The 26,413-nt window shown below is 66.0% G+C and carries 21 protein-coding genes; 9 read left to right on the forward strand and 12 right to left on the reverse strand.

The window, feature by feature from the left end:
• Positions 1–165: 165 nt before the first annotated feature.
• Entirely contained in the window at positions 166–1,020 is an 855-nt protein-coding gene (purU, locus tag JJJ16_RS06230) for a formyltetrahydrofolate deformylase (RefSeq protein ID WP_219751781.1), read from the reverse strand.
• Between the two features lie 497 nt (positions 1,021–1,517).
• Here purU and JJJ16_RS06235 point away from each other — a divergent pair, with 497 nt between their 5' ends.
• The gene (locus JJJ16_RS06235) at positions 1,518–3,059 is read left to right on the forward strand and encodes a hypothetical protein (RefSeq protein WP_219751782.1); all 1,542 of its coding nucleotides are present in this window, start codon (positions 1,518–1,520) and stop codon (positions 3,057–3,059) included.
• A 263-nt stretch (positions 3,060–3,322) separates the two neighbouring features.
• Entirely contained in the window at positions 3,323–3,667 is a 345-nt protein-coding gene (locus tag JJJ16_RS06240) for a GNAT family N-acetyltransferase (RefSeq protein WP_413243684.1), read from the forward strand.
• 852 nt (positions 3,668–4,519) lie between these two features.
• On the opposite strand, the gene JJJ16_RS06245 is transcribed toward JJJ16_RS06240, so the two are convergent.
• The gene (locus JJJ16_RS06245; protein WP_003795464.1) at positions 4,520–5,509 is read right to left on the reverse strand and encodes a malate dehydrogenase; all 990 of its coding nucleotides are present in this window, start codon (positions 5,507–5,509) and stop codon (positions 4,520–4,522) included.
• A gap of 202 nt (positions 5,510–5,711) precedes the next feature.
• Between JJJ16_RS06245 and JJJ16_RS06250 the strand changes: the two genes are divergently transcribed.
• Complete coding sequence (locus JJJ16_RS06250; RefSeq protein ID WP_219751783.1) at positions 5,712–6,743, forward strand: cation diffusion facilitator family transporter; 1,032 nt, start codon at positions 5,712–5,714, stop codon at positions 6,741–6,743.
• 122 nt (positions 6,744–6,865) lie between these two features.
• Here JJJ16_RS06250 and pgi read toward each other — a convergent pair whose 3' ends face one another.
• From pgi to JJJ16_RS06270, 4 genes are all read right to left on the reverse strand, one after another.
• Positions 6,866–8,545 (reverse strand): glucose-6-phosphate isomerase, encoded by a 1,680-nt coding sequence (gene pgi, locus JJJ16_RS06255; RefSeq protein WP_219751784.1) that lies wholly within the window; start codon positions 8,543–8,545, stop codon positions 6,866–6,868.
• A 150-nt stretch (positions 8,546–8,695) separates the two neighbouring features.
• On the reverse strand, positions 8,696–10,951 hold the full coding sequence (locus JJJ16_RS06260) for a 6-phosphofructokinase (protein ID WP_219751785.1): 2,256 nt from the start codon (positions 10,949–10,951) through the stop codon (positions 8,696–8,698).
• A 172-nt stretch (positions 10,952–11,123) separates the two neighbouring features.
• Positions 11,124–12,455 (reverse strand): dicarboxylate/amino acid:cation symporter, encoded by a 1,332-nt coding sequence (locus JJJ16_RS06265; protein WP_219751786.1) that lies wholly within the window; start codon positions 12,453–12,455, stop codon positions 11,124–11,126.
• A gap of 168 nt (positions 12,456–12,623) precedes the next feature.
• Complete coding sequence (locus JJJ16_RS06270; protein ID WP_219751787.1) at positions 12,624–12,914, reverse strand: DUF3017 domain-containing protein; 291 nt, start codon at positions 12,912–12,914, stop codon at positions 12,624–12,626.
• Between the two features lie 175 nt (positions 12,915–13,089).
• Here JJJ16_RS06270 and pta point away from each other — a divergent pair, with 175 nt between their 5' ends.
• From pta to JJJ16_RS06285, 3 genes are all read left to right on the forward strand, one after another.
• Positions 13,090–14,568 (forward strand): phosphate acetyltransferase, encoded by a 1,479-nt coding sequence (gene pta / locus JJJ16_RS06275; RefSeq protein ID WP_219751788.1) that lies wholly within the window; start codon positions 13,090–13,092, stop codon positions 14,566–14,568.
• 95 nt (positions 14,569–14,663) lie between these two features.
• The gene (locus JJJ16_RS06280; RefSeq protein ID WP_219751789.1) at positions 14,664–15,863 is read left to right on the forward strand and encodes an acetate/propionate family kinase; all 1,200 of its coding nucleotides are present in this window, start codon (positions 14,664–14,666) and stop codon (positions 15,861–15,863) included.
• An 88-nt stretch (positions 15,864–15,951) separates the two neighbouring features.
• On the forward strand, positions 15,952–16,707 hold the full coding sequence (locus tag JJJ16_RS06285; RefSeq protein WP_219751790.1) for an NAD-dependent protein deacylase: 756 nt from the start codon (positions 15,952–15,954) through the stop codon (positions 16,705–16,707).
• 505 nt (positions 16,708–17,212) lie between these two features.
• Here JJJ16_RS06285 and JJJ16_RS06290 read toward each other — a convergent pair.
• Together JJJ16_RS06290 and JJJ16_RS06295 are read right to left on the reverse strand one after the other, a co-directional pair.
• Positions 17,213–18,118 carry a hypothetical protein gene (locus JJJ16_RS06290; protein WP_219751791.1) on the reverse strand — a complete coding sequence of 302 codons (906 nt, stop codon included), beginning with the start codon at positions 18,116–18,118 and terminating at the stop codon, positions 17,213–17,215.
• 2 nt (positions 18,119–18,120) lie between these two features.
• Positions 18,121–19,131: an SPFH domain-containing protein gene (locus JJJ16_RS06295; protein WP_219751792.1), complete on the reverse strand. Its 1,011-nt coding sequence runs from the start codon at positions 19,129–19,131 to the stop codon at positions 18,121–18,123.
• A gap of 104 nt (positions 19,132–19,235) precedes the next feature.
• On the opposite strand from JJJ16_RS06295, the gene JJJ16_RS06300 reads away from it, so the two are divergent.
• The 3 genes from JJJ16_RS06300 (at position 19,236) to JJJ16_RS06310 (ending at position 22,698) form a co-directional block, all read left to right on the forward strand.
• Complete coding sequence (locus JJJ16_RS06300) at positions 19,236–19,991, forward strand: NUDIX hydrolase (RefSeq protein ID WP_219751793.1); 756 nt, start codon at positions 19,236–19,238, stop codon at positions 19,989–19,991.
• Between the two features lie 20 nt (positions 19,992–20,011).
• A complete protein-coding gene (locus tag JJJ16_RS06305; protein WP_219751794.1) occupies positions 20,012–22,093 on the forward strand; it encodes an NAD(+) synthase in 2,082 nt (693 codons plus the stop codon).
• Between the two features lie 248 nt (positions 22,094–22,341).
• Entirely contained in the window at positions 22,342–22,698 is a 357-nt protein-coding gene (locus JJJ16_RS06310) for a permease (RefSeq protein WP_219751795.1), read from the forward strand.
• Positions 22,699–22,807: 109 nt separating this feature from the next.
• Here JJJ16_RS06310 and JJJ16_RS06315 read toward each other — a convergent pair whose 3' ends face one another.
• The 4 genes from JJJ16_RS06315 to deoC form a co-directional block, all read right to left on the reverse strand.
• Positions 22,808–23,179, reverse strand: a complete 372-nt coding sequence (locus JJJ16_RS06315) for a cupin domain-containing protein (protein WP_003790431.1) — start codon at positions 23,177–23,179, stop codon at positions 22,808–22,810.
• A complete protein-coding gene (locus JJJ16_RS06320; RefSeq protein WP_219751796.1) occupies positions 23,176–23,997 on the reverse strand; it encodes a class I SAM-dependent methyltransferase in 822 nt (273 codons plus the stop codon). The genes JJJ16_RS06315 and JJJ16_RS06320 overlap by 4 nt, the downstream gene beginning before the upstream one ends.
• An 80-nt stretch (positions 23,998–24,077) precedes the next feature.
• Entirely contained in the window at positions 24,078–25,751 is a 1,674-nt protein-coding gene (locus JJJ16_RS06325; protein WP_219751797.1) for a phospho-sugar mutase, read from the reverse strand.
• Positions 25,752–25,755: 4 nt separating this feature from the next.
• A complete protein-coding gene (gene deoC, locus JJJ16_RS06330; protein WP_219751798.1) occupies positions 25,756–26,409 on the reverse strand; it encodes a deoxyribose-phosphate aldolase in 654 nt (217 codons plus the stop codon).
• Positions 26,410–26,413 lie beyond the last annotated feature (4 nt).

Here is a 26,413-nt window from a genome sequence, read left to right on the forward strand (position 1 = left end):
AGGGGCGTCATATCGCGCAAATATGACCAGATGGCCGCACGTCACCTTGTTACAGGGGGCGACACGCCAGCCGAGTGTCACGCGGCCTTCGCGCCGTTCGGGCGGTCAGGCTCGGCGCGCGCGCAGGCCGCGCCCCGGCCTCGTAACTGCCTCCGCGAGGGGACCTCAGCGCGAGAAGACGACCGTTCGGTTGCCATTCATGAGGACGCGGCGCTCCGCGTGGAAGCGGACGGCCTGTGCGAGGACGCGGCGCTCCACGTCCTGGCCGAGCGCCACCATGTCGGGCGTGGAGTCGGCGTGGGAAACGCGGGTGACATCCTGCTCGATGATCGGGCCCTCGTCGAGGTCGGCGGTCACGTAGTGGGCGGTCGCGCCGATCAGCTTGACGCCGCGATCGTGGGCCTGCGCGTAGGGGCGCGCACCCTTGAAGGAGGGCAGGAAGGAGTGGTGGATGTTGATGACGCGGCCCTGCATGGCGCGGCAGACCTCGTCGGAGAGGATCTGCATGTAGCGCGCCAGGACGACGAGCTCGACGTTTTCGGAGGCGATGAGGTCAAGGAGCTGGCGTTCCGCCTGGGCCTTCGTGTCCTTCGTGACGGGGATGTTGAGGAAGGGGACGCCGTAGAACTGGGCGACGGGCGCCAGGTCCGGGTGGTTGCCGACGACTGCGATCACGTCGATGGGCAGACCCTGCGTCTGCTGGCGGTACAGGAGATCGGTGAGGCAGTGGCCTTCACGGGAGACCATGATGATGGTGCGCAGCTTGCGGCCCAAGTCATCGACGCGGTAGGTGGCGCCGAATTCTTCGGCGACGCGAGCCAGGCCCTCGTCGATCGGGGCGCGGCCCTTCGGGGAGTCGACCTCGACGCGCATGAAGAAGGTACCCGTATCGGAGTCGCCGAACTGCTGAGACTGGATGACGTTGCCGCCGGACTCGCCGATCACGCCGGTCACGGCGTGCACGATCCCGGGGCGGTCCGGGCAGGACAGGGTCACAACAAGCTGCGCGTTTTCAGTCATGCGTTCCAGTCTAACGAGGTTCATACCCACGAACGAGGCAGGGGCAGGGTTTGCGGGAGATGCCACGGGGTTGCGGGGTGGGGTCGTTGCTGGGCGGGGTTGCGTTGTTGCGTTGTTGCGGTCGGGGTTGTCGCCTGGACAGGCACCGCCACGGTTTCACACGCGTTTCACGCTCGCAGCCCACGCGCATCGGCTCGTATGGGTATCTCGGCCCGATGGATGGCGGCATTAACCCCATAATGCGCACGTTAACCCCATAGGTGGCAGCCTGGGCGCGCCGCCAGCATTGCCACCAAGCGGGTTAACGCTCCACCTAGCGGGCCCACGGCGCCACCCATCGGACCCTGCGGCCACACTCCACGGTGTTGAACTGCGACGCCAGGAACCCGCGTGCGCGTTCGTTTGACAGCCACGTTGCCTTAGCATTCATCGCGGGATCAATAATCTGGACAGGCTGCTACGATGCGAGGCAGTGAACCCGGAGCAAAGGAGCCAGCATGGTCCCCGCCGACGATGAGCACAAGAGCGCTAACGAGGCAGAGAAGAACACCTCGACGCAAAGGAACTTCGTCGAGAAACTGAAGTTCTGGAAGCGCCGCGACGAGGACGAACACGAACCCGCACGCCTCAAAACCTTACCGAAATGCCTCATGCATTGGACGACCCCGGTATGGATCGCAGCGGCAGGCTTCTTGATCGCTCTAGCGTTCGCAGTAAATTGGCGCGGAGAATCTCACTGGCCCACGGCCGAAGCAATGAAGCTCTGCGCAACAATCGCGGGGGCAGGCTTCGCATTCTCAGCTTGGCAGCAGCGAAGCCACGACAACGTGGTCAACGCAAAGCAAGCACAAGCAACAGCAAAGCAAGCACAAGCAACAGCAGAACGCGAAGACTACTGGAAGCGCCGCGAACATATTTACCAGCTCCTCGGATCGGAGAATCCTGGCCTACGGCTCAGCGCAGTTGCACTGCTAGCAGAACTGGCAGATTCAGCAGCCCATAGCACCCTACTAAACGAGACTGAAAAACAACAGCTACAGCGCCACATCATCGACACGCTATGCCTCCAAGTCCGCCACGAGGGACTCGCACACGAAACCGAGGGCAGCCTTGAGGAACACGCTTCCATACAAGAGAATATATTTAATCAGCTAGTCAAACGCATTTATAACCGTGAACTACACTCCCCGCAAGCTGACTGGCGAGCATATGATATCGACCTATCGCACACCATCTTTCACTTCCCAATCACGCTTACCAATCTTGAAGTTAAGCAAAACTTCGACATATCACACTCAAGATTCCTCGAATCATTCACCATTAGAGAATCAAGGCTATTTAACCTGAAGTGGCCACACTCCACATTTGAAAGTTCAGTACAGATAACAGGTAGCGAGCTATACATTGATCAATTCCCATTGGAAATAAGAGATGGAAAATTTGAAACAACAGTACTGAATACACACCAAACAAATCCAATCCTACTCACCCTCACCACACCGAAGGATGATTTCAACGCTACGAATATAATGCGATTTACAGACAACTGCAAATTCCCAAAGGGACTCCACATTCAAACAAATGGAAGTTTTGGTCATCAGTCATCAGAAGATATCGAATTTACAAACTCCTCCTTCCAGAGCATTAGCATCTGCGGACGCAACTTCAACGCAATCATTCATTTTTCACATTGTAAATTTTTTGAGACAACTCATATTCACGACATTGACTATCAACTCGGATCCGCTTTCAGTATAAACCAAAAAGAAGTTGGCGTATACCTCTCCAAGATATCCGAAGGCCGCTCTACAGTAGTTGACTGGGAAGACGCCTTTCCAGCTTATCCCTATGATCAAACAGCAGGGATCAGCTTCTACTCCTGCAATTTCAGCACCGTCGAACCCAACAACATGATCCTCGCTCATGACATCCAAGCCTTTCACGAAATGTACCATTGCTTCGACAACCCCCTTATCACATTCGAAGACAACACTACGGACAATGGAGAGCGTGTTGAACTATCCATCAAATACGAATAACCAAATTACATAACAAGCCACAATACGCAGCACTAACAGACCACACATCCGCTTCACAAGAATTCACCACCCGGCACTACTCATTGCAGCCAATTAATACGCAGATTCAAATCACCTCCTTTGAAGACCGCGAGTGCATCACCAGGGCGTGTGAGCACGCCCGCGCGTTCATGCAGACGAATGGGAATGCTACACAGTGGCCTGAAGGGTACCCGGGCCGGATTGATGCTGAGGAAGACATCGCGCACGGACACTGCTTTCTCGTGACCACTGAAGCCGGGCCACTCGCAGTCTTTTCCGTTGCTCCGGGCCCGGACGAAACCTACGCAGAGATCGACGGTGCTTGGCATTCCAATGCCGACTACTACGTGATTCACCGTGTGGCGGCGGTGCGCGGGCACGGCGTTGCTCGGGCGATCTTCACGTTCGCGGCCGAGCACGTGGACTACCTGCGCTGCGACACTCACGAAGACAACGGCCCTATGCGGCACGCGCTTGAGTCCTTCGGATTCCACGAGTGCGGCACCATCACGGTTGCCAACGGCACGGAGCGCATCGCCTATGACTGGATCAAAGAGCCACTAGACGACAGCACCTCACGGTCGTAACGCCCAGCCAGCCGCAGATGAGTCCCACACTTTCGCATGCAATTCCCCGCCGACACAGATTGACGACACCTCAAAAACCGTATGATTCCAACGGCTAGGTTTCAAATTCTGAAATGCTGTCGTGGGAATTGCATGCGACTTTTGTGGAGCTACACCCGTTATGGAGCACTACACCCGATCAGTGGGCATTGCACCCGATCAGAACGGGTGCAATGCCCACTGATCGGGTGCACGCCCCCATCGACAACAAGCGACAGCGCGGATACACGTCAGGGGCAGCTCGGCCCCCACCAACAGATCCGGCACGACGCCCCATTTCACTGACCTGTGGCCGCTCACATGGTCCTCACCGACGCGTAGTAGGCAACAGGCCGCAATGACGCTTGTTTCTAAGTGGTGTTACACCACTTAGGGGGCATTACACCAGCTCGGAGATGGTGTAATGCCCCCTAACTAGTGCAGGGCTGTCCGGCACGGCTCGGCTGACATCTTGTTGGAGCAGCTATGGAGCAGATCTTCCCGCGCATAGGCTTGTTGCTCAGTAGCGTTGCACCACTTAGCGCAGCATTGCACTGGGTAGTAAGCAGTGCATTGCCACGCTATCTAGTGCAATGCCTCGCTATCTAGTGCATTGCTGCCGCACCTAGTGAATTGCTCAATGATGTGGGTCTGCCGCGCATCACCAAAGCACCACGACGCGCCACATTCACAGACAAAACCCGCAACAACACTGCCCGACCCCACAACACGCGCACAACACCCACCGCCACAACCCCGCACACATGCGGGCGCGCGCCCGGCCAATCAGCCGGGCGCGCGCCCTTCCCACCAACCGCCACGAGGGCGGTAGCCTCACTTGATGAAGCCGAGCGCCTTGACGGCGTCGTACTCTTCCTGGAGGGCCTTGATGTTGTGGTCGATTCCGGCGCGGGTCGCGTCGGAGATCTCGAGGCCGTCGACGACCTGCCACTCGCCACCATCGGAGGTGACGGGGAAGCCAAAGTTCAGGCCGGCGGGGACGCCGTAGTGCGTGCCGTCGGACATGACACCGGCGGTGACCCACTCACCCTCGGGGGTGCCGTGGATCCACGAGTACATGTGGTCGATCGCGGCGTTCGCAGCGGAGGCGGCCGAGGAGGCGCCACGCGCCTCGATGATGGCGGCGCCACGCTTGGCGACGGTCGGACGGTAGTAGCTGGACAGCCACTCTTCGTCCACGAGCTCGGTCGCGGGCTTGCCGGCAACCTTCGCGAAGGAGACGTCCGGGTACTGGTCGGCCGAGTGGTTACCCCACACGACGACGTCCTTGATGTCGGCGTTCGCGGCGCCAGTCTTGTGGGCGAGCTGAGCGACCGCACGGTTGTGGTCGAGGCGCATCATCGCGGTGAAGCGCGACGCCGGGACGTCCGGCGCAGCGTTCTGGGCGATGGTGGCGTTGGTGTTCGCGGGGTTGCCCACGACGAGGACGCGCACGTCGTCAGCGGCGCCGTCGTTGATGGCCTTGCCCTGGGGGCCGAAGATGCCCGCGTTGGCCTCGAGCAGGTCGGCGCGCTCCATGCCGGCGCGGCGCGGCATGGCGCCCACCAGGTACGCAACGTTGGTGCCCTGGAACGCACGGTTCACGTCGTCGAAGATCTCAACGCCGGCCAGGGTCGGGAACGCACAGTCGTCGAGTTCCATCGCGGTGCCCTCGGCAGCCTTCACGGCCTGCGGGATCTCCAGCAGGTGCAGCTTGACGGGCACGTCCGGGCCGAACAGCTGGCCGGAAGCAATGCGGAACAGGAGGGCGTAGCCGATGTTGCCGGCTGCGCCAGTGACGGTGACGATACGAGGTTCTGCCATGATGTGGCGCTCCTTTACAGTTCCTGTGGGCGTGTGCCCTTCAGTCGCGGTGTTCCCCGCGCTCTGTCTTCTAGGATACGTCGTCCGTCACACTCAGACCCGGGCACCCAGTCCCAAGAGAACCCACCCAAGCAGTGATCTGCGACATATCGACCGGTCGGAGGTCTCCACCGCAGGCCCCTTCAGCAGGTACAGTAGGGGCATGTCCGACAACCGTCCCAGCCCCTCCCCCAGCGCCGGTTCCGCGCGAGAATCGGCCCCCGCCTCGTCCCACGTCGACGAGGCCGTGGCTCACTCCCACGACCACGCGCACACCCCTGGCGGCGGGCACGGCGTGCACTCGCACGATCACTCCCACGCGGGGGCCTCAACCAAGCGCCTGGGGTGGGCGCTCGCAGTCACGGGTGCGGTCGTCGTGGCCGAGCTGCTCGGCGCCTTCTGGTCCGGTTCCCTGTCGCTTGCGGCGGACGCGGGGCACATGGTCGTGGATGCCTCCGGCCTCGTTATCGCGCTGATCGCCACGCGCCTCATGCGCCGCCCCCGCGACGAGAAGCGCACGTGGGGGTGGGCACGCTCCGAGGTCTTGGCCGCCGCCCTGCAGGCCGGCATGCTCCTCGTCATCTGCGTCATGGTCGCGTGGGAGGGCGCGTGGCGCCTGGCCTCCCCGCCCGAGGTCGAGGCCGGCCCCATGCTCCTCGTCGGCATCATCGGCCTGGTAGCAAACGTCGTCTCGTTGGTAATCCTCGCAGGCGGGCGCGAGGCGAACCTCAACATGCGTGCCGCGTTCCTGGAGGTCGCGAACGACGCGCTCGGCTCTCTCGCGGTCATTGTCGCCGCCGGCGCCGAGTGGGCCTTCGGGTGGACCCGCGCCGACGCGATCGCCTCACTCCTGATCGCCGTCCTCATGGCGCCGCGAGCGCTCACCCTCCTGCGCCGCTCTGTCGCGATCCTCATGGAGGAGGCACCCGCCAGCGTGGACGTGAGCGAGCTGCGCGCGCACATGATGGGCATCGACGGTGTGCTCGACGTGCACGACCTGCACGTGGCCGCCGTGTCCTCGCACCTCGTGACCGTCACCGCGCACGTCACCGTCACGCACGAGGCCGACGGGCCTTCGCGCGACCGCATCATCCACGAGCTGGGCGAATGCGCGTGCCACCACTTCCCCATCGCGCACTCCACGTTCCAGCTCGAATGCCCCGAGCACGCGAGCCACGAGCACATCGAGCACTAAGCGACGCCTCGTCCTCGTACACAAACAGCGAGGCGGCGGGAGCTTCACGCTCCCACCGCCTCCCCCATATACACGTCGGGGGCCACGCCTGACGGCGCGACCCCCAACGAGCTCAGAAGCGATTACTTCGTGCGATTCGCACGGTAGTACTCGATGAGAGCGCGGGTGGACTGATCCTGCGCCTCCAGGGCCTCGGACGAGCCCTCGATGGCGGGGAGGATCTGCTTGGCCAGGACCTTACCCAGCTCGACGCCCCATTGATCGAAGGAGTCAATACCCCACACGGCACCCTCGACGAAGGTGATGTGCTCGTACAGGGCGATCAGCTGGCCCAGGACCGAGGGGGTCAGGGACGGCGCCATGATCGAGGTCGTGGGACGGTTGCCGGTGAACACGCGGGCGGAGACGATGGCCTCGGGCGTGCCCTCGGCGCGTACCTCCTCGCTGGTCTTGCCGAAGGCGAGGGCCTTCGTCTGGGCGAAGAAGTTCGACAGGAACAGCTCGTGCATGTCGGCGTCGCCATCGCCCAGCGCCCACGTCGGGTTCGCGAAGGCAATGAAGTCGGCGGGGACCATGCGGGTGCCCTGGTGGATCAGCTGGTAGAAGGCGTGCTGGCCGTTGGTGCCGGGCTCGCCCCAGAAGACCTCGCCGGTCTCGTAGGTGACGGGGCTGCCGTCGCGGCGCACGGACTTGCCGTTGGACTCCATGGTCAGCTGCTGCAGGTACGCGGGGAAGCGGTGCAGGTACTGGGAGTAGGGCAGGACGGCGTGCGTGTCGGCGCCCAGGAAGTTCGAGTACCACACGTTGAGCAGGCCCATCAGCAGGGGCACGTTCTTCTCGGGCGCGGCCTCGGCGAAGTGGCGGTCCATCGCGTGGAAGCCGGCGAGGAAGTCGGCGAAGCCCTCGGGGCCAATCGCGACGGCCAGGGAGGTACCCACGGCGGAATCCACGGAGTAGCGGCCGCCCACCCAGCTCCAGAAGCCGAAGGCGTTGGCCGGGTCGATGCCGAACTCGGCGACCTTGTCCAGGGCGGTGGACACGGCGACGAAGTGCTTGGCGATTGCTTCCTTCTCGGAGGCCTCGTCGGTGACGATGCCGCGCTCACGCAGGCCGTCGAGCAGCCAGGCGCGCACGACCTTGGCGTTCGTGATGGTCTCGAGCGTCGTGAAGGTCTTGGAGGCGACGATCACGAGGGTCGTCTCGGGGTCCAGGTCCTTCGTGGTCTCGCCCGCGTCGGTCGGGTCGATGTTGGAGATGAAGCGGCACTCCAGGCCCTCCTGCACGTAGGGCTTGAGGGCCTCGTACGCCATGACGGGGCCCAGGTCGGAGCCGCCGATGCCGACGTTGACGACGGTCTTGACGGGCTTGCCGGTGATGCCGACCCACTCGCCGGAGCGGACGCGGCGGGCGAAGGCGTAGACCTTCTCGAGGACCTCGTGCACGTCGGCGATCGCGTCCTGGCCGTCGACCGTCAGAGTGTCGGTCGCGGGACGGCGCAGCGCGGTGTGCAGGACGGCGCGGTCCTCGGTGACGTTGATGTGCTCGCCCGCGTACATGCGGTCACGCAGCTCCAGGACACCGGTCTGCTCAGCGAGGGCGAGGAGGTGGCCCACCAGCGTGGGGCACACGAGGTTCTTCGACAGGTCGACGTGCAGGTCGGCAGCATCGAAGGTGAAAGTCTGGGTGCGGTTGGGGTCGTCCGCGAACAGCTTGCGCAGGTCGGGATCGAAGTTGTCGGCCAGCTGGTCGAGCGTGTCCCACGCGGGGGTCATCGTCGGGTCGATCACGGGGATATCACTCATGGGGTCTCCTGACAGTAGAGATTGGTTCGCACTTTAGTTTAGCGGGGTCTGCTCCCCCGGTCACCCTCGTTTCTCGCTTCTGAAACGACGAGGCCGTGGCCCGCAAGCGCTCACGGAACCACGGCCTCGTACGGCGTCGGGAGACCCCGGTCAGGCGACCGGATCGTCGATGGGGATCGGAGTCGCCTCGATGCCCGGGTTCTGCAGCGACACGATGCGCTGGACGGGAACGAGGTCACGCCACCACTGGACGAAGGGACGACGATTCTCGATGTCGAGGTCGTCGAACATGTTCTTGACCGGGCGCGCCTCGACGGCGTTGCCGACCTGGCCGATGTAGTAGGCGCCGCGGTCGCCGCGATCGAACTGGTCGAGGAGCTGCTCGAAGGCGCGCGCCACGAGGCGCGTGGCGAGCAGGCGGTCATACGGCGAGGGCGAGCCGCCCTGCTGCATGTGGCCGAGGGCCTGGTGCCGCACGTCGTAGATCCCCTCGGACTCGGCGTTGAACACGTCGGCCAGGAACTCGCGGTCGTAGTACTGGGACGCCGACTCGTTGAGCAGCGTGAGGAACAGGCGTCGGCCGGACTTGAAGGAGGCGACCATCCGATCGGCGTCCGCGGCGATCTGCTCGAGCGAGGGGGACTCCTCGTTGATGTACATGTACTCCGCGCCGCTCGACAGGGCGCTCATGAGAGTCAGGTAGCCGCAGCGGCGACCCATCGTCTCGGCAATGAAGCAGCGCTTGGAGGCCGCCGCGCTCTCCTTGATGCGGTCGATCGCCCACGTCGCGTTGTTGATCGCCGTGTCCGTGCCGATCGCGAGCTCGCAGCCCGGCAGGTTGTTGTCGATCGAGGCGGGGATGAGCAGCATCGGGATCTGGAACGCCGGGTAGCGGTCCTTCTCCGAGGTGATCGCGTGGACGCCCAGGTAGGCGTTCATGCCGCCGATAATGAGGAGGGCGTCGATCTCGTTGCGCTCGATGGCGCGACCCAGCGCGTAGAACTGCTCGACCGGCGGAATGTCGCGCTTCGTCCCGAGTTCTGCGCCACCCTTGAAGGCCCAGCCTTCCACGTCGGACCAGCTCAGTTCACGCACGCGGTCATCTGCCAGGCCGCTCCACGAGCCGTCGACGCCGAGCATCGTCCAGCCGCGCGCGATACCCAGGCGCACGGCCACGCGGGCCGCCGTGTTCATGCCGGGGGCCAGACCGCCCGCGTGCAGGATCGCAACGCGCTTGATCTCGCCGGTCGGCTCGGGGGTGAGCTGCGGGGGCGTGGAGAGAATCTGGTTGATGCCCACCATCGACGAGAAGGACGAGCCGCGCGAGGCCTGGGCCGCCGCGTAGTCGCCGGCCGCGATGAGGTCCTTGACCGCGCGCGTGTCATGCACGGCCTTCATGAGGGGGATGCGGGTGATGCGGTTGCGACGCACGCCCAGAATGACGGGCTCATCCTCGGCCGAGGACGCCAAGATCTCCTGGACGGCCGCGTAGCCCAGCAGCGTGGACATCCAACGGTCGTAGGCCGACGGAGTGCCGCCGCGCTGCACGTGACCGAGGATCGTCACGCGCGCATCCTCGCCCGTGCGCTCCTGGATCGTGTCGGCAATCAGCTGGGTCGACAGCTCGTTGCCGTCGCGGTCGTGGGCACCCTCAGCCACCAGGACGATGGACTCGCGGCGACCAGCCTCGCGGCCGAGGCGCAGGTGCTCAGCCAGCTCGTCCTGCCAGCCCGGGCCCGCCGGGTCCTCGGGCGTGAACACGTAGTCGGCACCGCCCGCGACAGCCGCCATGAGGGGCAGGTAACCGCAGTGGCGGCCCATGACCTCGACGACGAACGTGCGCTGGTGCGAGGCCGCCGTACTGGTCAGCTGGTCGATGGCATCCAGGATGCGATGCAGCGCAGTATCGGCGCCGATCGTCATGTCCGTGCCCACCAAGTCGTTGTCGATCGAGCCGACGAGGCCGACGATGATGAGAGCCGGGTGCTCGGCGGCGGTCTCGGGCGAAATCACGCCCTCGGCGGCCAGCTCGGCGACGTGCTGAGCCCACTCGCCGCGGAACTCGTTCGTACCCGACAGGGAGCCGTCGCCACCGATCACGACGAGATGATCGATGCCGTGCTCGAGCAGGTTCGCGGCCGCGCGGTGGCGGCCCTCGTACGTGCGGAAGTCGGCGCTGCGAGCCGTGCCGATCACCGTGCCGCCTTCGGCCAGGATCGAGGACACGTCCGACCACTCCATCTTCTTAATGGAATCGCCACCCGCGCAGGCACCCTGCCAGCCTTCGTAGATCGCGTAGGGCTGCGCGCCGCGCGCCAGCGCCGTACGCACGACGGCTCGAACAGCCGCGTTCATTCCCTGGGCGTCACCGCCCGACGTGAGGACACCGATACGAACTGTGCTCATTTTTCTGCCATCTTTCGTTGACGGAGCGGGCCACGAGGCCCAGTGTGCCTATCGTTCCCTATTCTACGTGACCTGCGCCTCCGCTACTAGGGCCTAACTCCCATTTACCGAGGAAACGACAAGCGCGCGCCCGCCGACAACGGCGGGCGCGCGCTCACGCAGTCACTGGAGACTAGGCGACAGTTTCGCTACCATTGCGGGCGGCGGAGTCGGCCAGCTCCTCAGGGCTGACAACGCCCTCGACGGAGACGCGGTCCAGGTAGGCCATGCCGTCAAACGCCAGCTCGCGAGCGTTCTCCGGGTCGCCCTCGTTGCCGATCGAGCCGTGGGCCATGCGGTCCACGATGAGTGCGATCGCGCCGTCGCCCGTCACGTTGGTGGCGGTGCCGAAGGAGTCCAGGGCGATGTAGGTGGCGATCATGAGCGCGACCTGGGCGTCGTTGAAGCCCAGCATGGAGCTCAGCAGGCCGGTGGCCGCCATGATGGCGCCGCCGGGGACGCCGGGGGCGGCGACCATGGTGATGCCCAGCATGAAGATGAAGCCGACCCACTGCAGGGAGCTCACCGTCAGACCCTGGGTCAGGACGATGGCGAACGCGAAAGAGAAGATCTTTGAGGTCGAGCCAGCCAGGTGGATCGTCGCGCACAGCGGAATCGTGAAGGATGCGACCGCGTCGGACACGCCATTCTTCTTCGTCTGACGCAGGGTCACCGGGATGGTGGCCGCGGACGAGGAGGTGCCCAGAGCCGTCAGGTAGGCCGGCATCATCGTGAGGAGGGCCTTGAAGGGGTTACGACGCGCAACGATGCCCGCGAAGCAGAACTGGGTCAGCAGGATGATGACCTCGAGGACCAGAACCACGACGACCACGCGCACCAGCGTGCGGATGACCGACGCAGCCTCGCCCGTGTAGGTCAGGTTCAGGAAGATGCCGAAGATGTGCAGCGGCAGCAGCGGAATGATGATCGTCTCGATGAGGCGGGTAATGATGGCGCGGAACTCGATGAAGCCCTTACGCAGCACGCCGCGCGGGACCATCGACAGGCCCAGGCCCACCACGAAGGACAGGAGCAGCGCCGTCATCACCTGCAGCGGCGCGGGCATCTCGATCGTGAAGTAGGACTCCAGGGCGCTGCCCGGCTCGGCCACATCCGCCAGCTGGGTCGAGGCGAGGATGCGCGGGAAGAGCGTGGCGCACACCAGGTAGGTGAGGAAGCCCGAGAACAGCGTCGACGCGTAGGCGATCGCCGTCGTGATGCCCAGCCACTTGCCCGCGCCTCGGCCCAGGTCCGCGATAGCGGGGGTCACGAGGCCGATGATAATCAGCGGGATAGAGAAGGACAGGAACTGGCTGAAGATCGCCGAGAAGGTCGCGAAAATACGGCCGATCTCAACAGGAACCAGGTGGTCGCCGCCAATACGGACGGATCCGAGGACGGTCGCGAGGATGATCGCAGCGATCACCCACACGAGGATTCCGGATTTACGCAGGAACGCGCGCATGTCTTTCACCTTGAAACTAGGGATGATGGGTCGCTCATAGAATGCCCGAGCTTTACGAATTCTTGAAGCGGTAACCAGGATTCGGGATAGATGCGGCAAAAATCACGGAAGAAATGTCGCGCTCACCCGAGCCGACCACCGCTCGTAACACCACTGTTCCCAGTGTTTTTAGCGCACCGCCAGGGTGGACACGTACGGGGCAAACCACCAAATAATCGCGGCGAGAATCACGTACACCGCGACATCCATCAGACGGGCTCGCGACGCGAACCAGGGCCGTCCCGGCGTCCACAGACGCAGAGCACCCATGCCAACGAGGACAGCGACCATGAGCAGGACCGCGCGATGGCGATGATCGCTCACGGCCAGCGCGATGACGCCAAGAACGCCGAGCGCACTCAGGGCAGCGCCAAGCCACGCACCCACTCGTGCGCGCGCGTTCTTTTCCTCGTTATTCACGCCCCTACCCTATCGCACGAGCGCTCGTGATCATGCGCGCGCTCACCTGCGTCCCACCAAGCCAACCACGGCCTCGTCTTTTCAAAAGAATAGGAATAAGGGTCACGCGGGTTTAGTATTGGTCCAAAGGTCCCTGAGACCCGCAACATATTTCTCGCATCAAAGGAGCATTCGAGTGTCCCGCTTTATTGTCGTCGCCCCCGGTTCGTCGGAGGCTGCCGCCCTCGCTACTGACGAGCTGGCCCGCGTTCTCGGCGTCGCCACCGTCGACGCCCTGGCCGGCACGACGGCTACCGACGCCGCCCTCCGTCCCGCCTCCGCTCTGCCTGCCGCGGTCGAAGCCGTCCGCGCCGCCGGTGACGACGCGCTCATCGCCCCCGCCCGTGAGGCCTCGAACCGCGCCTTCGACCACGTGGCCTGGAACCTGAATCTTGCCGCCTCCACCCGCGCCGGCGTCGTGCTCGCCTTCGACGCCGAGGGCGCCAGCGCCGAGCTCCTGTCCGAGGAAATCGCCGCCGCCCGCCTGCGCGCCGAGGCCGCTGCCGCCTCCGTCGTCGCCGTCGTCCTGACCGGTGGTGCCCCCGCGCTCGAGGCCGACGTGCCCGTCCTCACGCTGCCGCTGGGCGAGGAGGCCGCCGCCACCCTGCGCGGCACCGAGGCCCCCACCGCCGTCACCCCGCTCGCCTTCCAGGCCGACCTCATCGAGCGCGCCCGCGCCCAGCGCAAGCGCATCGTCCTGCCCGAGCCCGACGACGACCGCGTCCTGCAGGCCGCCGCCCAGGTCCTCGCCGCCGGCATCGCCGACATCACCTTCGTGGGCGACGCCGACTACGTCGCCAAGCGCGCCGGTGAGCTCGGCCTCGACCTGAGCGCCGCCCAGGTCGTCTCCGTGAACGATCCCGCTTACCTCGAGCGCTACGCCGAGGAGTTCGCGCGCCTGCGCGCCAAGAAGGGCGTCACCCTCGAGCAGGCCCGCGAGAAGGTCACCGACGTGTCCTACTTCGGCACCATGATGGTCCACATGGGCGACGCCGACGGCATGGTCTCGGGCGCTGCCCACACGACCGCGCACACGATCGTTCCTTCCTTCCAGATCATCAAGACCGCCCCCGGCGTCTCCGTTGTCTCCTCCATCTTCCTCATGGCGATGAAGGACCGCGTGTGGGCGTTCGGCGACTGCGCCGTCAACCCCAACCCCACCGCCGAGCAGCTGGCTGACATCGCCGTGACCTCCGCGCGCACCGCCGCCCAGTTCGGCGTCACCCCGCGCGTCGCCATGCTCTCCTACTCCACCGGCACCTCCGGGTCCGGCCCGGACGTTGACGTCGTCGTCGAGGCCACCCGCCTCGCCCGCGAGAAGGCCCCCGAGCTGGCCATCGAAGGCCCCATTCAGTTCGACGCAGCCGTCGATGAGGCCGTCGCCGCCACCAAGCTGCCCGGATCCGAGGTCGCCGGCAAGGCCACCGTCTTCATCTTCCCCGAGCTGGAAGCCGGAAACATCGGCTACAAGGCGGTCCAGCGCTCCTCCGGCGCGCTCGCCGTCGGCCCCATCCTGCAGGGCCTCAACAAGCCCGTCAACGACCTGTCGCGCGGCGCCCTCGTCGAAGACATCGTCAACACCGTCGCCCTGACCGCCGTCCAGGCCCAGGGCTGAACGGGACCGAGGTCCCGGGGTCCGGTTACCATTGAACGTAAACGGGCCCCGGCCTCGTTCTTTTACCCCAACCCCACAACACGAAAGGCGAACGCGTGTCCTCGTCCTCCGTCCTCGTCATTAACTCCGGCTCCTCCTCCATCAAGTACCAGCTCGTCGACCCCGAAACCGGCGACGCCATCGCCAAGGGCATCGTCGAGCGCATCGGCGACACCACCGGTCTCATCAAGCATGAGCATGGCGACGCCGTCACCCAGGAAGAGCTCCCGGTTCCCGACCACACCGTCGGCATGCGTGAGGTCCTGCGCCTCTTCGACACGGAGGGCCCGTCCCTGGCCGAGGCCCACATCCTCGCCGTCGGCCACCGCGTCGTTCAGGGCGGCCGCTACTTCGACGGCCCGGCCCTCATCACCGACGAGGTCCGCAACCTGATCGAAGAGCTGTGCCCGCTGGCTCCGCTGCACAACCCCGCCCACCTCAAGGGCATCGACGTGGCGCGCGAGCTCATGCCCGACGTCCCCCACGTCGCCGTCTTCGACACCGCGTTCTTCCAGCAGCTGCCCGACAAGGCCGCCCTGTACGCCCTCGAAACCGAAACCGCCGAGAAGTACTCGGTGCGCCGCTACGGCGCCCACGGCACCTCCCACCAATTCGTCTCCCAGGAAATCTCCAAGATGCTGGGCCGCGACGACCTCAAGCAGATCGTCCTGCACCTGGGCAACGGCGCGTCCGCCTCCGCCGTCAAGAACGGCAAGCCGATCGACACCTCCATGGGCCTGACCCCCCTCGAGGGCCTCATGATGGGCACCCGCACCGGCGACATCGACCCGGCCGTCGTGTTCCACCTGCAGCGCGTCGCCGGCATGACCGTCGACGAGGTCGACACTCTCTTCAACAAGAAGTCCGGCATGAAGGGCATGACGGGTGAGTCCGACATGCGCTCCGTGTGGGAGGTCATCAACAACACCTCCGACCCCGAGGCCTCCAAGCGCGCCCGTACCGCCATGGACGTGTACATCAACCGCCTGCTGAAGTACGTGGGTTCCTACGCCGCTGAGCTGGGCGGCCTGGACGTCATCACCTTCACCGCCGGCATCGGCGAGAACGACGACGACGTGCGCCGCGAGCTGGCCGAGGCCCTCGCCCCCTTCGGCGTCAAGATCGACGTCGAGGCCAACAAGGGCCGCATCAAGGAGCCGCGCGTCGTCTCCACTCCCGACTCGGCCGTGACCCTCGTCGTCTACCCGACCAATGAGGAGCTGGCGATCGCCCGCCAGGCGCTGACCTTCGCCTGATTCTCAGGTTTGTTCGAGGCCGGGGTTCCCGCGTGGGGCCCCGGCCTCGGGCGTATCCTGGGAATGTAGCCACCTCGAGGAGGGCCTCATGAACAGCGATGTTTCTACCCTGGCGGATTGGATCGCCGCATCACCATCCACCGTGTTTTTCGGCGGCGCGGGCGTGTCCACCGAGTCTGGCATTCCGGACTTTCGCGGGGCCAACGGCTTCTACTTTCAAGAGCGCGAGATTCCCCTGGAGACGGTGCTGAGCATCGACTTCTTTGAGAGGCATCCGCAGGCCTACTGGGAGTGGTTCCACGAGATCTACCGTCCGGTGGAGCCCAACGGCGCGCACAGGGCACTGGCGTCTCTTGAGGCCGAGGGTCGCCTGGACGCGGTTATCACGCAGAACATCGACGGCCTGCACCAGCGGGCCGGGTCGCGCACCGTGTGGGAGCTGCACGGGAACTGGGAGCGGCTCGTGTGCACGAGCTGCGGGGCAGTCGCGTCATTAGGGGATGCCGTCACGGTTGACAGGGATCCCGTGCCCGCGTGCCCGTCGTGCGGAGGGCAGATGCGCCCAGACATCGTCATGTACGGCGAGGCCCTCGACCAGGGCGTCATCGAGGCCGCCGTGTCCGCCATCGCGCGAGCGTCCGTGCTGATCGTGGCGGGCACGTCCCTCGTGGTCTACCCGGCGGCGGGCCTCATCAACTACTTCTCCGGGGACCACCTGGTGCTCATGAACGCCACCCCAACCTCGGCTGACGGGCACGCCGACCTGATCGTTCGCGAGCCGGTGGGCGCGACCCTCGACCGCGTCATGGACGAGCTGCGCGCGCGGGGCATCATTCCCGCGTAGGGCTTGCGGCGCACGAGATTCACTCACAGGCCACGGCCCCAACGCACAGGCGCCCCTCCCCTGCCCACATGCGGATAGGTTGTGCGCGTACGGATAGCTTATTTTCCTATCCGCATGTTCTTAACCTATCCGCATGTTCGTAACCTATCCGCGTATGCGCGCCTTGCACTGCACCACTGCCCTGCACGATGTCATCAGAGGCCCCTCAACATGCTCTCGAACATCCCCCAACAGAGTGAACGAGGTGTGTGCACGAGTAGCACGTAGCCGTAGAGCAATCGGGCGCACCCCAACTGTTTCGACAAGAAACAGAGAGCACTGTGGGCGTTCCCCTGCGCCACTGCAGCACACACGTACGGAACTGGATAGGAAACGTTGTTCTGGATAGGAAAAACTCTTCTGGATAGCTTAGTAACCTATCCAGAACTCCGTAACCTATCCAGAACTCCGTAACCTATCCAGAACTCCGTAACCTATCCAGAACGCCGCACGCACACTCAGGGCCTCAGCCCTCCCCCAGCCCAGCGGGGTCGACGAGGGACAGAGCGCGCGGGGCGCGCGAAATCCGCACGCTTTGGCCCCACGTGAGGGTCAGGCGGTCGGATTCCATGCCATCGCCGAACAGCACGAGGGATTCGGAGGCGACGACGAGACCGAGGTCTTCGTCCTCGTCCAGGATCCCCTCGGTGTATTCGACACCGGTGAAGGGTGAGGGCCATGCCTCGCGCACGAACCACGCAAGCGAGCGCGAGGTCGGCGCGGGCAGGTCCCCCATGTGCCGGCCGCGCTTGAGGGATGCTCCCCACCCGGTCGCCCCGGTCCCGGTGGAGACAACGACGCCCGAGGAGGACTGTCGCTCCACACGGGTTCCGAGGGCCAGCTCGTAGCGGGCGCTCTGATGGCTCGGGTGCCCAACGAATACCTCGTTGAGGGCGGTGAGCGTGCGCGAGTCGTCGGCGGTCGCTCGCACCATCGTCAGCTGGTCCACCCGCAGGTCGCCGCCCGCCTCGATGCGCCCGAGGGCCGCGATCCCCTGGTCGGGAGTGCATCGGACGAGCACGCCGGCGTTCGACTGAGGGACGGAGTTGACGCCGACCACGGCCTGGTCGCCCGCGTACTTGGCGACGTTGGCGACCAGTCCGTCTGGGCCCACGACGACGATGACGTCCTCGGGGGCGAAGAGGAAGCGCGACAGGGAATCGCGCTCGACGTCGGCGCTCGCCCACCCGTCCGGGATGCCCGCACGCACGCGAGCCAGGGCAGCCACGTGAGACTCGTGCGCACGCTCGACAGACTCGAGGGTGCGCCCGCGGCTGCGCAGGACGAATTCGACCTGTCCACGCGTGGAGTAGCGGTCCATGAGCTCGTCGAACTCGGTGGGGCGTCGGACGATGACGGCGCGGCGGCGCATGACTACTGTCCCGCCTTTGCGGAGCCGGTGAAGGCCGCGACAAGATCGCTGAGCACGTCGGCGGTGATGGTGATGTTCCCGAAGGACGGCATATTCTTCGCCATCTCCTTCAGCGCGAGGGCCCGCGCCACCTCGGGCCCGGCCTGCGCGAGTGCCTGGATGTAGGCGGCGTCGTTGGCGATGCGGGCGCGGCCAGCGGTGTTCCAGTCGACCTCGTACGCCTTAGCTTTCTCAGTGATACGACGCGCTTCCGCCTCAACTTCAATCGCGTCGGCGGCGGCCTTCTCTTCGGCTTCACGCCTGGCGTTATGGCCTTCCTGGTCGACGAGGTCGGCACGCTTGCGGGCCAGGTCAAGCTTGGATTGCATCTCGTTTGCGGAGATCTGGGACTCGCGTTCGACCGCGAGCGCCCGGCGCTCGTAGAGGGCGCGGTCGGCCTCAGCCTGGAGTTGCTCGAGGAGAGGGGCGCGCAGGGAGGATTCGACCCCTTCGTCCGGGCGCAGGCTCAGCAGGCGCGCGTCGACGACGGCAACGCCGGTGGCGCGCAGCTGATGATCGTCCGCGAAGGCCTGGGTCAGCACGTGTCCGACCCGTTCGAGGGATCCGGAAATGGCGTCGGAGAGGGTCATCTCGCCAATTGCCGAGGCCAGGGCGGAGAAGGCGATGCGGGTGACGGTCTCGTCGATCTGCCACAGCCCCTGGGCGTCGGCTCCCGCTTCGCGCGGGTACAGGCCGAAGTCGTAGTGCGCGGCGGCGGCTTCTGCGTCTTCGATGTGGTAGGTGATGGCAACCTGCGCGTTGATGTTCTGCTGGTCGGCGGTGGTCGCCTGCACGAGGAAGCTGTGGGCACGGTTGGCGGTGGGCACCTCCGCGAGCGCGCAGCGGCCGGCTCGCAGCCAGAAGGACTGGCCGACGCCGGATCGGATCGTGCGCCCGGCGCGGATCTGGACGACGTGATCGCCGGCGCCGCCCTGGTAGCGGATGAGGAAGGGGTGGTGGTGGAGAGTTCCCATGATGACTCCTTGGTTGGGTGGCGAACCACTTGTTTGTGTCAGACTGACGATAACCCCATATCGCATTTAATGTCAACTCGACACAAATAGGCTAGGCTTGCACCATGACCTCACCCCTGACCATTCCCGTCGCGGTCGACATCGTCGCCCTGACGGTCATCGACCACACGCTCCACGCCCTCGTCGTGCGGCGCGGCATCGAGCCTTTCAAGGACCACCTGGCACTCCCCGGCGGCTTCCTGCGCGAGGGCGAACAGACTGAGGAGGCCGCAGCGCGCGAACTCGAGGAGGAAACCGGCATCACTCCGCCAGGACACCTCGAACAGCTCTTCTCCTACGGGCCGGAGGGCCGCGACCCTCGCGGCCCCATCCTCTCCGTCGCCTACCTCCTCCTCGCACCCTCGTTCTCACCGACCCAAGCAGGAGGCGACGCCGCGGGAGCCCTGTGGCACCCCGTCGACGCCCTCCTCGCGCCCTCCTCACCCCTCGCATTCGACCACGCGAGAATCCTCGCGGACGGCGTGGAGCGCGCCCGCTCCAAGATCGAATACTCACCCCTGGCCACATCCTTCTGCGGCCCCGAGTTCACGATCACACAGCTGCGCACCACGTACGAAGCCATCTGGGGATCAGCACTCGACCCGCGCAATTTTCATCGCAAAGCAACAAAAACCGCGTCATTCATCGAACCAACCGGCGGCACGGTGCGCGAGGGCGCTGGGCGCCCAGCCGCCCTCTACCGCCTTGTTCCAGGCGTCGACGACACGGCCTTCGTCCTCGACCCACCCCTGCGCCGCCCACCCGCCCCAGCCCCAGCCTCGTCAATGAAGAGCGCGAGCGCGCCGAGTGCGCAAGAATAGCCCAGTACCGAAGGAGAACCATGAACTTCCATTCCCTCTACGATCAGGGTTTTGCGCGCGTTGCCGCCGTGACCCTGCCCGTGCACCCCGCCCGCCCATTCGAGAACGCGCACGAGATCATCGACGCAGCCCGCGAGCTCGATACGCGCGGCGTCGCGATGGGCGTATTCCCCGAACTGTGCGTCTCCGGCTACGCCATCGACGACCTTTTCCTGCAGGACGTGCTGCTCGATAACGTCGAGAAGGCCCTCGCCCAGATCGTCGAGGCCAGCGCCGACCTGCTGCCCCTCCTCGTCGTGGGTGCGCCCCTGCGCAAGGACAACGCCCTGTACAACTGCGCCGTCGCCATCCACCGCGGCCGCGTGCTGGCGATCGTCCCCAAGTCCCACCTGCCCAACTACCGCGAGTTCTACGAGAAGCGCCACTTCGTCACCATGCCCCCGCGCGCCTGCGAGCGCATCGAGGTGCCGTGGGGCGGCGTCGAGGAATTCAGCGGCGGCCCCGTGTGGGTTCCCTTCGGCCAGGTCCTCCTGTCCGCCGACGACGTGCCCGGCCTGACGATCGGCATCGAGATCTGCGAAGACATGTGGGTGCCCGTCACCCCGTCCACGGAGCTGGCGCTCGCGGGCGCGACCGTCCTGGCGAACCTGTCCGCCTCCCCGATTACCGTCGGCCGCGGCGCGGATCGCGAGCTCATGGTGCGCTCGATCTCCTCACGCTGCTCGGCCGCCTACGTGTACACGGCGGCCGGCATGGGCGAGTCCAGCACGGACCTCGCCTGGGACGGCGAGGCCATGATTTACGAGGCCGGGGACCGCCTGGCCATCGGCGAGCGCTTCCAGGAGGGCGCGCACATCACGATCGCCGACGTGGACCTGGAGCGCCTGCGCACCGAGCGCAAGCGCCAGAACTCATTCACGGACAACGCCCAGCGTTACTTCGCGGGCGACGAGCGCATGGCCCCGCAGGAGGTCGAGTTCACGCTCGATCCGCCGCGCACCGACCTGGGCCTGGAGCGAGCAGTCAACCGCTTCCCCTTCGTCCCCAACGATCCAACACGCCTGGAGCAGGACTGCTACGAGGCCTACAACATTCAGGTCGCGGGCCTAGTCCAGCGCCTGCGCGCGATCGGCAACCCGAAGATCGTCATCGGCGTCTCGGGCGGCCTGGATTCGACGCACGCTCTGGTCGTCGCCGCGCACGCGATGGACCTGCTGGGCCGTCCGCGCACGGACATCCTGTGCTACACGCTGCCTGGCTTTGCCACCTCCGAGCGCACGAAGAAGAACGCGACCCTGCTGTGCCAGTACCTGGGCACGTCCTTCCAGGAGATCGACATCCGCCCCGCGGCCACGCAGATGTTGGAGGACATCGGCCACCCCTATGGCGACGGCGAGGCCACCTACGACGTGACCTTCGAGAACGTCCAGGCGGGCCTGCGCACCGACTACCTGTTCCGTCTGGCCAACCACCTGGGAGGCATCGTGCTGGGCACGGGCGACCTGTCCGAGCTGGCGCTGGGCTGGTGCACGTACGGCGTGGGCGACCAGATGAGCCACTACGCGGTCAACACGGGCGTGCCGAAGACCCTCATGCAGCACCTGATCCGCTGGGTCGTGGCCTCCAAGCAGTTCGACGACCGCGTCGGCGAGGTGCTCCTGTCGATCCTCCACACGGAGATCTCTCCCGAGTTGGTTCCCGCCAAGCCTGGCGAGAAGATGCAGTCCACGCAGGACAAGATCGGCCCCTACAACCTGCAGGATTTCACGCTGTATCACGTGCTGCGTCGCGGCGCGCGCCCCTCGAAGATCGCGTTCCTGGCGGAGAAGGCCTGGTCGGATGCCTCGGTCGGCTCCTGGCCGGTCGGCTTCCCCGAGGAGGACAAGGTCGCGTACTCGCTCGAGGAGATCGTCAAGTGGGAGCGCCTGTTCCTGTGGCGTTTCTTCAGCCAGCAGTTCAAGCGCAGCGCCCTGCCCAACGGCCCCAAGGTCATGGCCGGCGGCTCCCTGTCCCCGCGCGGGGACTGGCGCATGCCCTCGGACGTGTCGGGCGCGGATTGGGTCGCCGAACTCGACGAGGCCGTGAAGGGCCTGGTCGACTGACCTGACATTTCGCTCGGGAAACCGAGCTGTCCTCTGAGGGGCGGTGCTCACGCGAGCACCGCCCCTCGGCTTACTCACCATACTCACTTCCGGGCCTCATCAGGCCATACACCCCGCACCTCGCCCTCGGAACTATGCAGGTTTTCACACCGCCTCTGCCTTCGCGGCGACGAGGCCGGGGCCGGGTAGAATGGGCGCGCGGCCCTTCGTGAAACGGCCGTGAAACGCTTATTTTTCGAGGGGTTCCCGTGCACGTCGGACTGATCGCCGCCTTCCTGATTCTCGCCGTCGCTCTCATCGCGGGTGGCCTTTATCTGTTCGCGTCGGGCCTGACCGCGCGCGCCGGCGTGTGCCGTCCTCCCCTGGGGCTGCGCCTTCAGGGCGTCGAGCCCGGCTCGCAGGAATGGGAGCGCGCGCACCGCGCCGCCTGGCCCATCCTCTTCGGCGGCGGCGTCCTGGGCACCGCCCACGGCATCGCCCTGGCTGCCACGACCCTCATGGACGCACGCATCTCCGTACCCATCGTCTTCATCGTCTCAGGGCTCATTGTCGAGGCCGGCCTCTGGCTGGTCGCGAAGGGCGCCGGCAAGGCGTCACTGAAGTAACCCTCCGCGGGGCGCCGCCACCCCGCCCACCCCGCGCGGATACGACAAACGGGCCCCGGCCTCGTGCATCACCTCACGAGGACGGGGCCCGCCGCACAGTGTCGGAGCCTCAGGCCTTGGGGCGCTCGCGGCGATCCAGCATGTACAGGGCCAGCTTCGAGGGCTCGAGCGCACGCACGGCGTGCGGCAGGCGCGTGCCGAAGTGGATGACGTCGCCGGGCTTCAGGACGACGGTGCGACCGTCGGCCTCGATTTCGAGGGCACCCTCAAGGGTGTGGAGGATGACGGGCATCGCGGCGGTGTGCTCGCTGAGGATCTCGTCCTTGTCGAAGCTGAAGAGGACCAGGCGCACGCCCTCTGCGTGCATGACGGTGCGCGAGACCGTGGCTTCCTCGTTGATCTGGATCATCGAGGCGATGTCCTGCAGGTCCGTCATGATGGGCGTGGGGACCTCAGTGTTCGATTCGGGCGACAGGCTCATTGGCTCTCCTTGGGTTTGCGCGCGACGATGGCGACGCCGCACAGGTGTCGATCATATTTCTTAAACGTGCGCGCCATGGTGGTGACGCGTTCACGCAGGTCTTTGTCTCGCGCGACGTTGCGCATGATGCGCAGTGCGCCGCGCACGCCCTCGTCGGCGATCATTCTCCCGGGCTTGAGGAGGGCCATGGGGGCCGTGCGGGTTTCTTCCACGACGAGGCCGACCTCCTCGAGAGCTCGCCTCCAGTCGGCGACCGTGAGGGGACGAGCATTGACGTTGATGGCGCGTGCGAGGGCACGGCGAATCTCGGTGGCAGGCTCTTCCGCGATCGTGTCGGGGCGCATCGCCAGCTCGTGGATGACGTAGCGGCCGCCGGGGCGCAGGATGCGCGCGGCCTCGCTCATGATGGCGCGCTTGGCTTTTTTGCCCTGCATGGAGAGCATGGCCTCGCCGATGACAACGTCTGCGCTCTCATCCGGCAGGCCGGTTTCGGCCGCGTCGGCGTTCACGCAGCGCCCCACGCCCGAGGCGATGGCGTCCACGCGCGCAGAGGCGTTTGGATCGCGCTCCACGCCGACGTAGGAGGCGGGGCCAACCTCAATAATCGCCGAGGCCGTGACGCCCAGGCCGGGCGCGAACTCGACGACGTCCGAGCCGGGCAACACGCCGCGCTTGAGCGCCCACGTACTGAGGGCGAGGCCGCCGGGGCGCAGCACCGTCTTTCCGGCGCGTGCGAGGACCCAGTGGCCGGGTGCCTTCTCGACGGGCCGGTCAGCGAAGGGAAGGGCCTCCGCCAGCGATTCACTGTGAGTTGCCATATACGCAAGTATAGCGTTATCTATTTCTTCACGCAGGGATATACCCACAGAAAATACGCCGACGGGGTCCCGATTCGCCTCTACAGGCCGATAATCTCGGCGAAAGCTCCCTTAATTGCGTCGAGACGCTCACGCGCCTGCTCCCAGGGCAGCGGCTCCCCCTCGGCGACCGGCAGGATCACCTCGAGGTAGCACTTGAGCTTTGGCTCGGTGCCCGAGGGGCGCGCGATAACGCGATCCCCCGCCTCGGTGAGCACGAGGACGCCATCCGTGGGTGGCAGGCCACGGTACCCCTGCGACAGGTCCGAGACCTCGACGACGGGAGAGCCGGCCAGGACGCTCGGCGGCTGGGCACGCAGGCGCGCCATGCCGCTGGCGATCTGCTCGATCTGCTCGACGCGGAAGGTCAGCGGCGAGCTCACGTGCAGGCCGTGCAGTCGCGCCAGACGCTCCAGCTCGTCCCACACGCTGCGCCCCTGCGCCTTGAGGGCGGCCACCAGGGAGGCGGCGACAACCGAGGTCGCGATGCCATCTTTGTCGCGCACGTTGCCCGGATCGGGGCAAAAGCCGATGGCCTCCTCGTAGCCAAAGCCGAGGCCCGGTGCCCGGGCGATCCACTTGAAACCGGTGAGCGTCGTGTGGTGCTCCAGGCCGTGGGCACTGGCAATACGCGAGAGCAGACGCGAAGACACGATCGAGTTCGCGAGCGAGCCCTTCATGCCGCGCGAGGCCAGGAACTCACCCAGCAGGGAGCCGATCTGGTCGCCGCTCAGTGGACTCCAACCGGTCTCCGAGGTGGGGTCGGGCACCGCGAGCGCGCAGCGGTCCGCGTCGGGGTCGACCGCGATGATGAGGTCGGCCCCCTCCTCGCGCGCCTGCTCCATCGCCATGTCGAGGGCGCCGGCCTCTTCGGGGTTGGGGAAGGGCACGGTCGGGAAGTCCGGATCGGGATCTGCCTGCGCCGCCACGAGGGAAACGTTGGAGAAACCGGCCTCGGCCAGGACGCGCGAGGTGATCGCGGCGCCCACGCCATGCATGGCGGTCAAGACGATGCGCAGGTCCTCGCGCGCCGGTGCCTCGCCCGAGGCCAGGGCGGACGCGCAGGCCACGTACTCCTCGCGCGGATCCACGGCCTCGATAAGGTCGTCGTTCATCGGGACCTCGTCCGCGGGCGGCGCGGCCTCGATGGCCGCCGCGATCTCCGCGTCGAAGGGCGGGACGATCTGGACACCGCGCCCGTCGCCCTGCGCGACGGTGCCACCCAGGTAGACCTTGTAGCCGTTGTCCGGGGCGGGGTTGTGGGAGGCGGTCACCATGACGCCCGCGTCCGCGTCGAAGTGCAGCATCGAGAAGGAGGTGAGCGGGGTCGGGTTGGCCTGGGGCAGCGCGAGGACGCGCACGCCGGCGGCGGAGGCCACGCGGCAGGCGGCCGTGGCGAATTCGGAGGACCCGTAGCGGGCGTCGCAGCCGACCACCAGCGTGGGGGTGCCGGTTGCGTGGCGCTTGACGACCTCGCACAGGCCCGCGGTCGCGCGGATGACGACCGCGAGGTTCATGCGGGACTCGCCCGGACCGACGACGCCTCGCAGGCCGGCGGTACCGAACTGGAGGGGGCCGTTCATGGCCGCACCCACGCGGGCCGCTGCCTCCTCGTCGCCGCGCTCTGCGGCCTCGATGTCGGCGCTCAGAGCCGAGGCCGTGGCGGGATCCGGGTCGTGGCTCGCCCACTGGCGGGCGCGCTCGAGCAGCTCCATCGTCTCAGTCCTCCAGTCCTGCCAGGATGGCATTCGTTGCGGACACTCCCAGGCGGGAGGCTCCGGCCTCGATCATGGCCAGGGCGGTCTCGGCGTCGCGGATGCCGCCCGAGGCCTTGACTCCCAGGGCGTCACCGACCGTGGCGCGCATGAGCGCAACCGCGTGGGTCGAGGCGCCACCCGCGGGGTGGAAGCCCGTCGAGGTCTTGACAAAGTCCGCACCCGCCGCCATTGAGGCCGTGCAGGCGGCGACGATCTCGTCGTCCGTCAGCGCGGCGGACTCGATGATGACTTTGAGGATGCGCGGGGCGGGGACGGCGCGGCGCACGGCCGCGATCTCCTCCTCGAGCTCGCGGAGGCGCGCGTCCTTCACCAGCTCGATGTTGATGACCATGTCGATCTCGTCCGCGCCGTCGGCGACGGCTTGGGCGGCCTCGAAGGCCTTGACCTGGGGCTTGACCGCGCCCGAGGGGAAGCCAACCACGCAGGCGACCTTCAATCCCTCGGGAACGTCCAGGGGCAGCATCGAGGGGGACACGCACACCGAGAAGGTGCCGGCGGCGGCGCCCTCCTCGACGATGCGGGCAACGTCCGCCTGGGTGGCCTCGGGCTTGAGGATCGTGTGGTCGATCATCGCGGCCACGTCACGCTTGTTCATGGAA

Source organism: Schaalia sp. ORNL0103, from assembly GCF_019429565.1.
Classification (GTDB): Bacteria; Actinomycetota; Actinomycetes; order Actinomycetales; family Actinomycetaceae; genus Pauljensenia.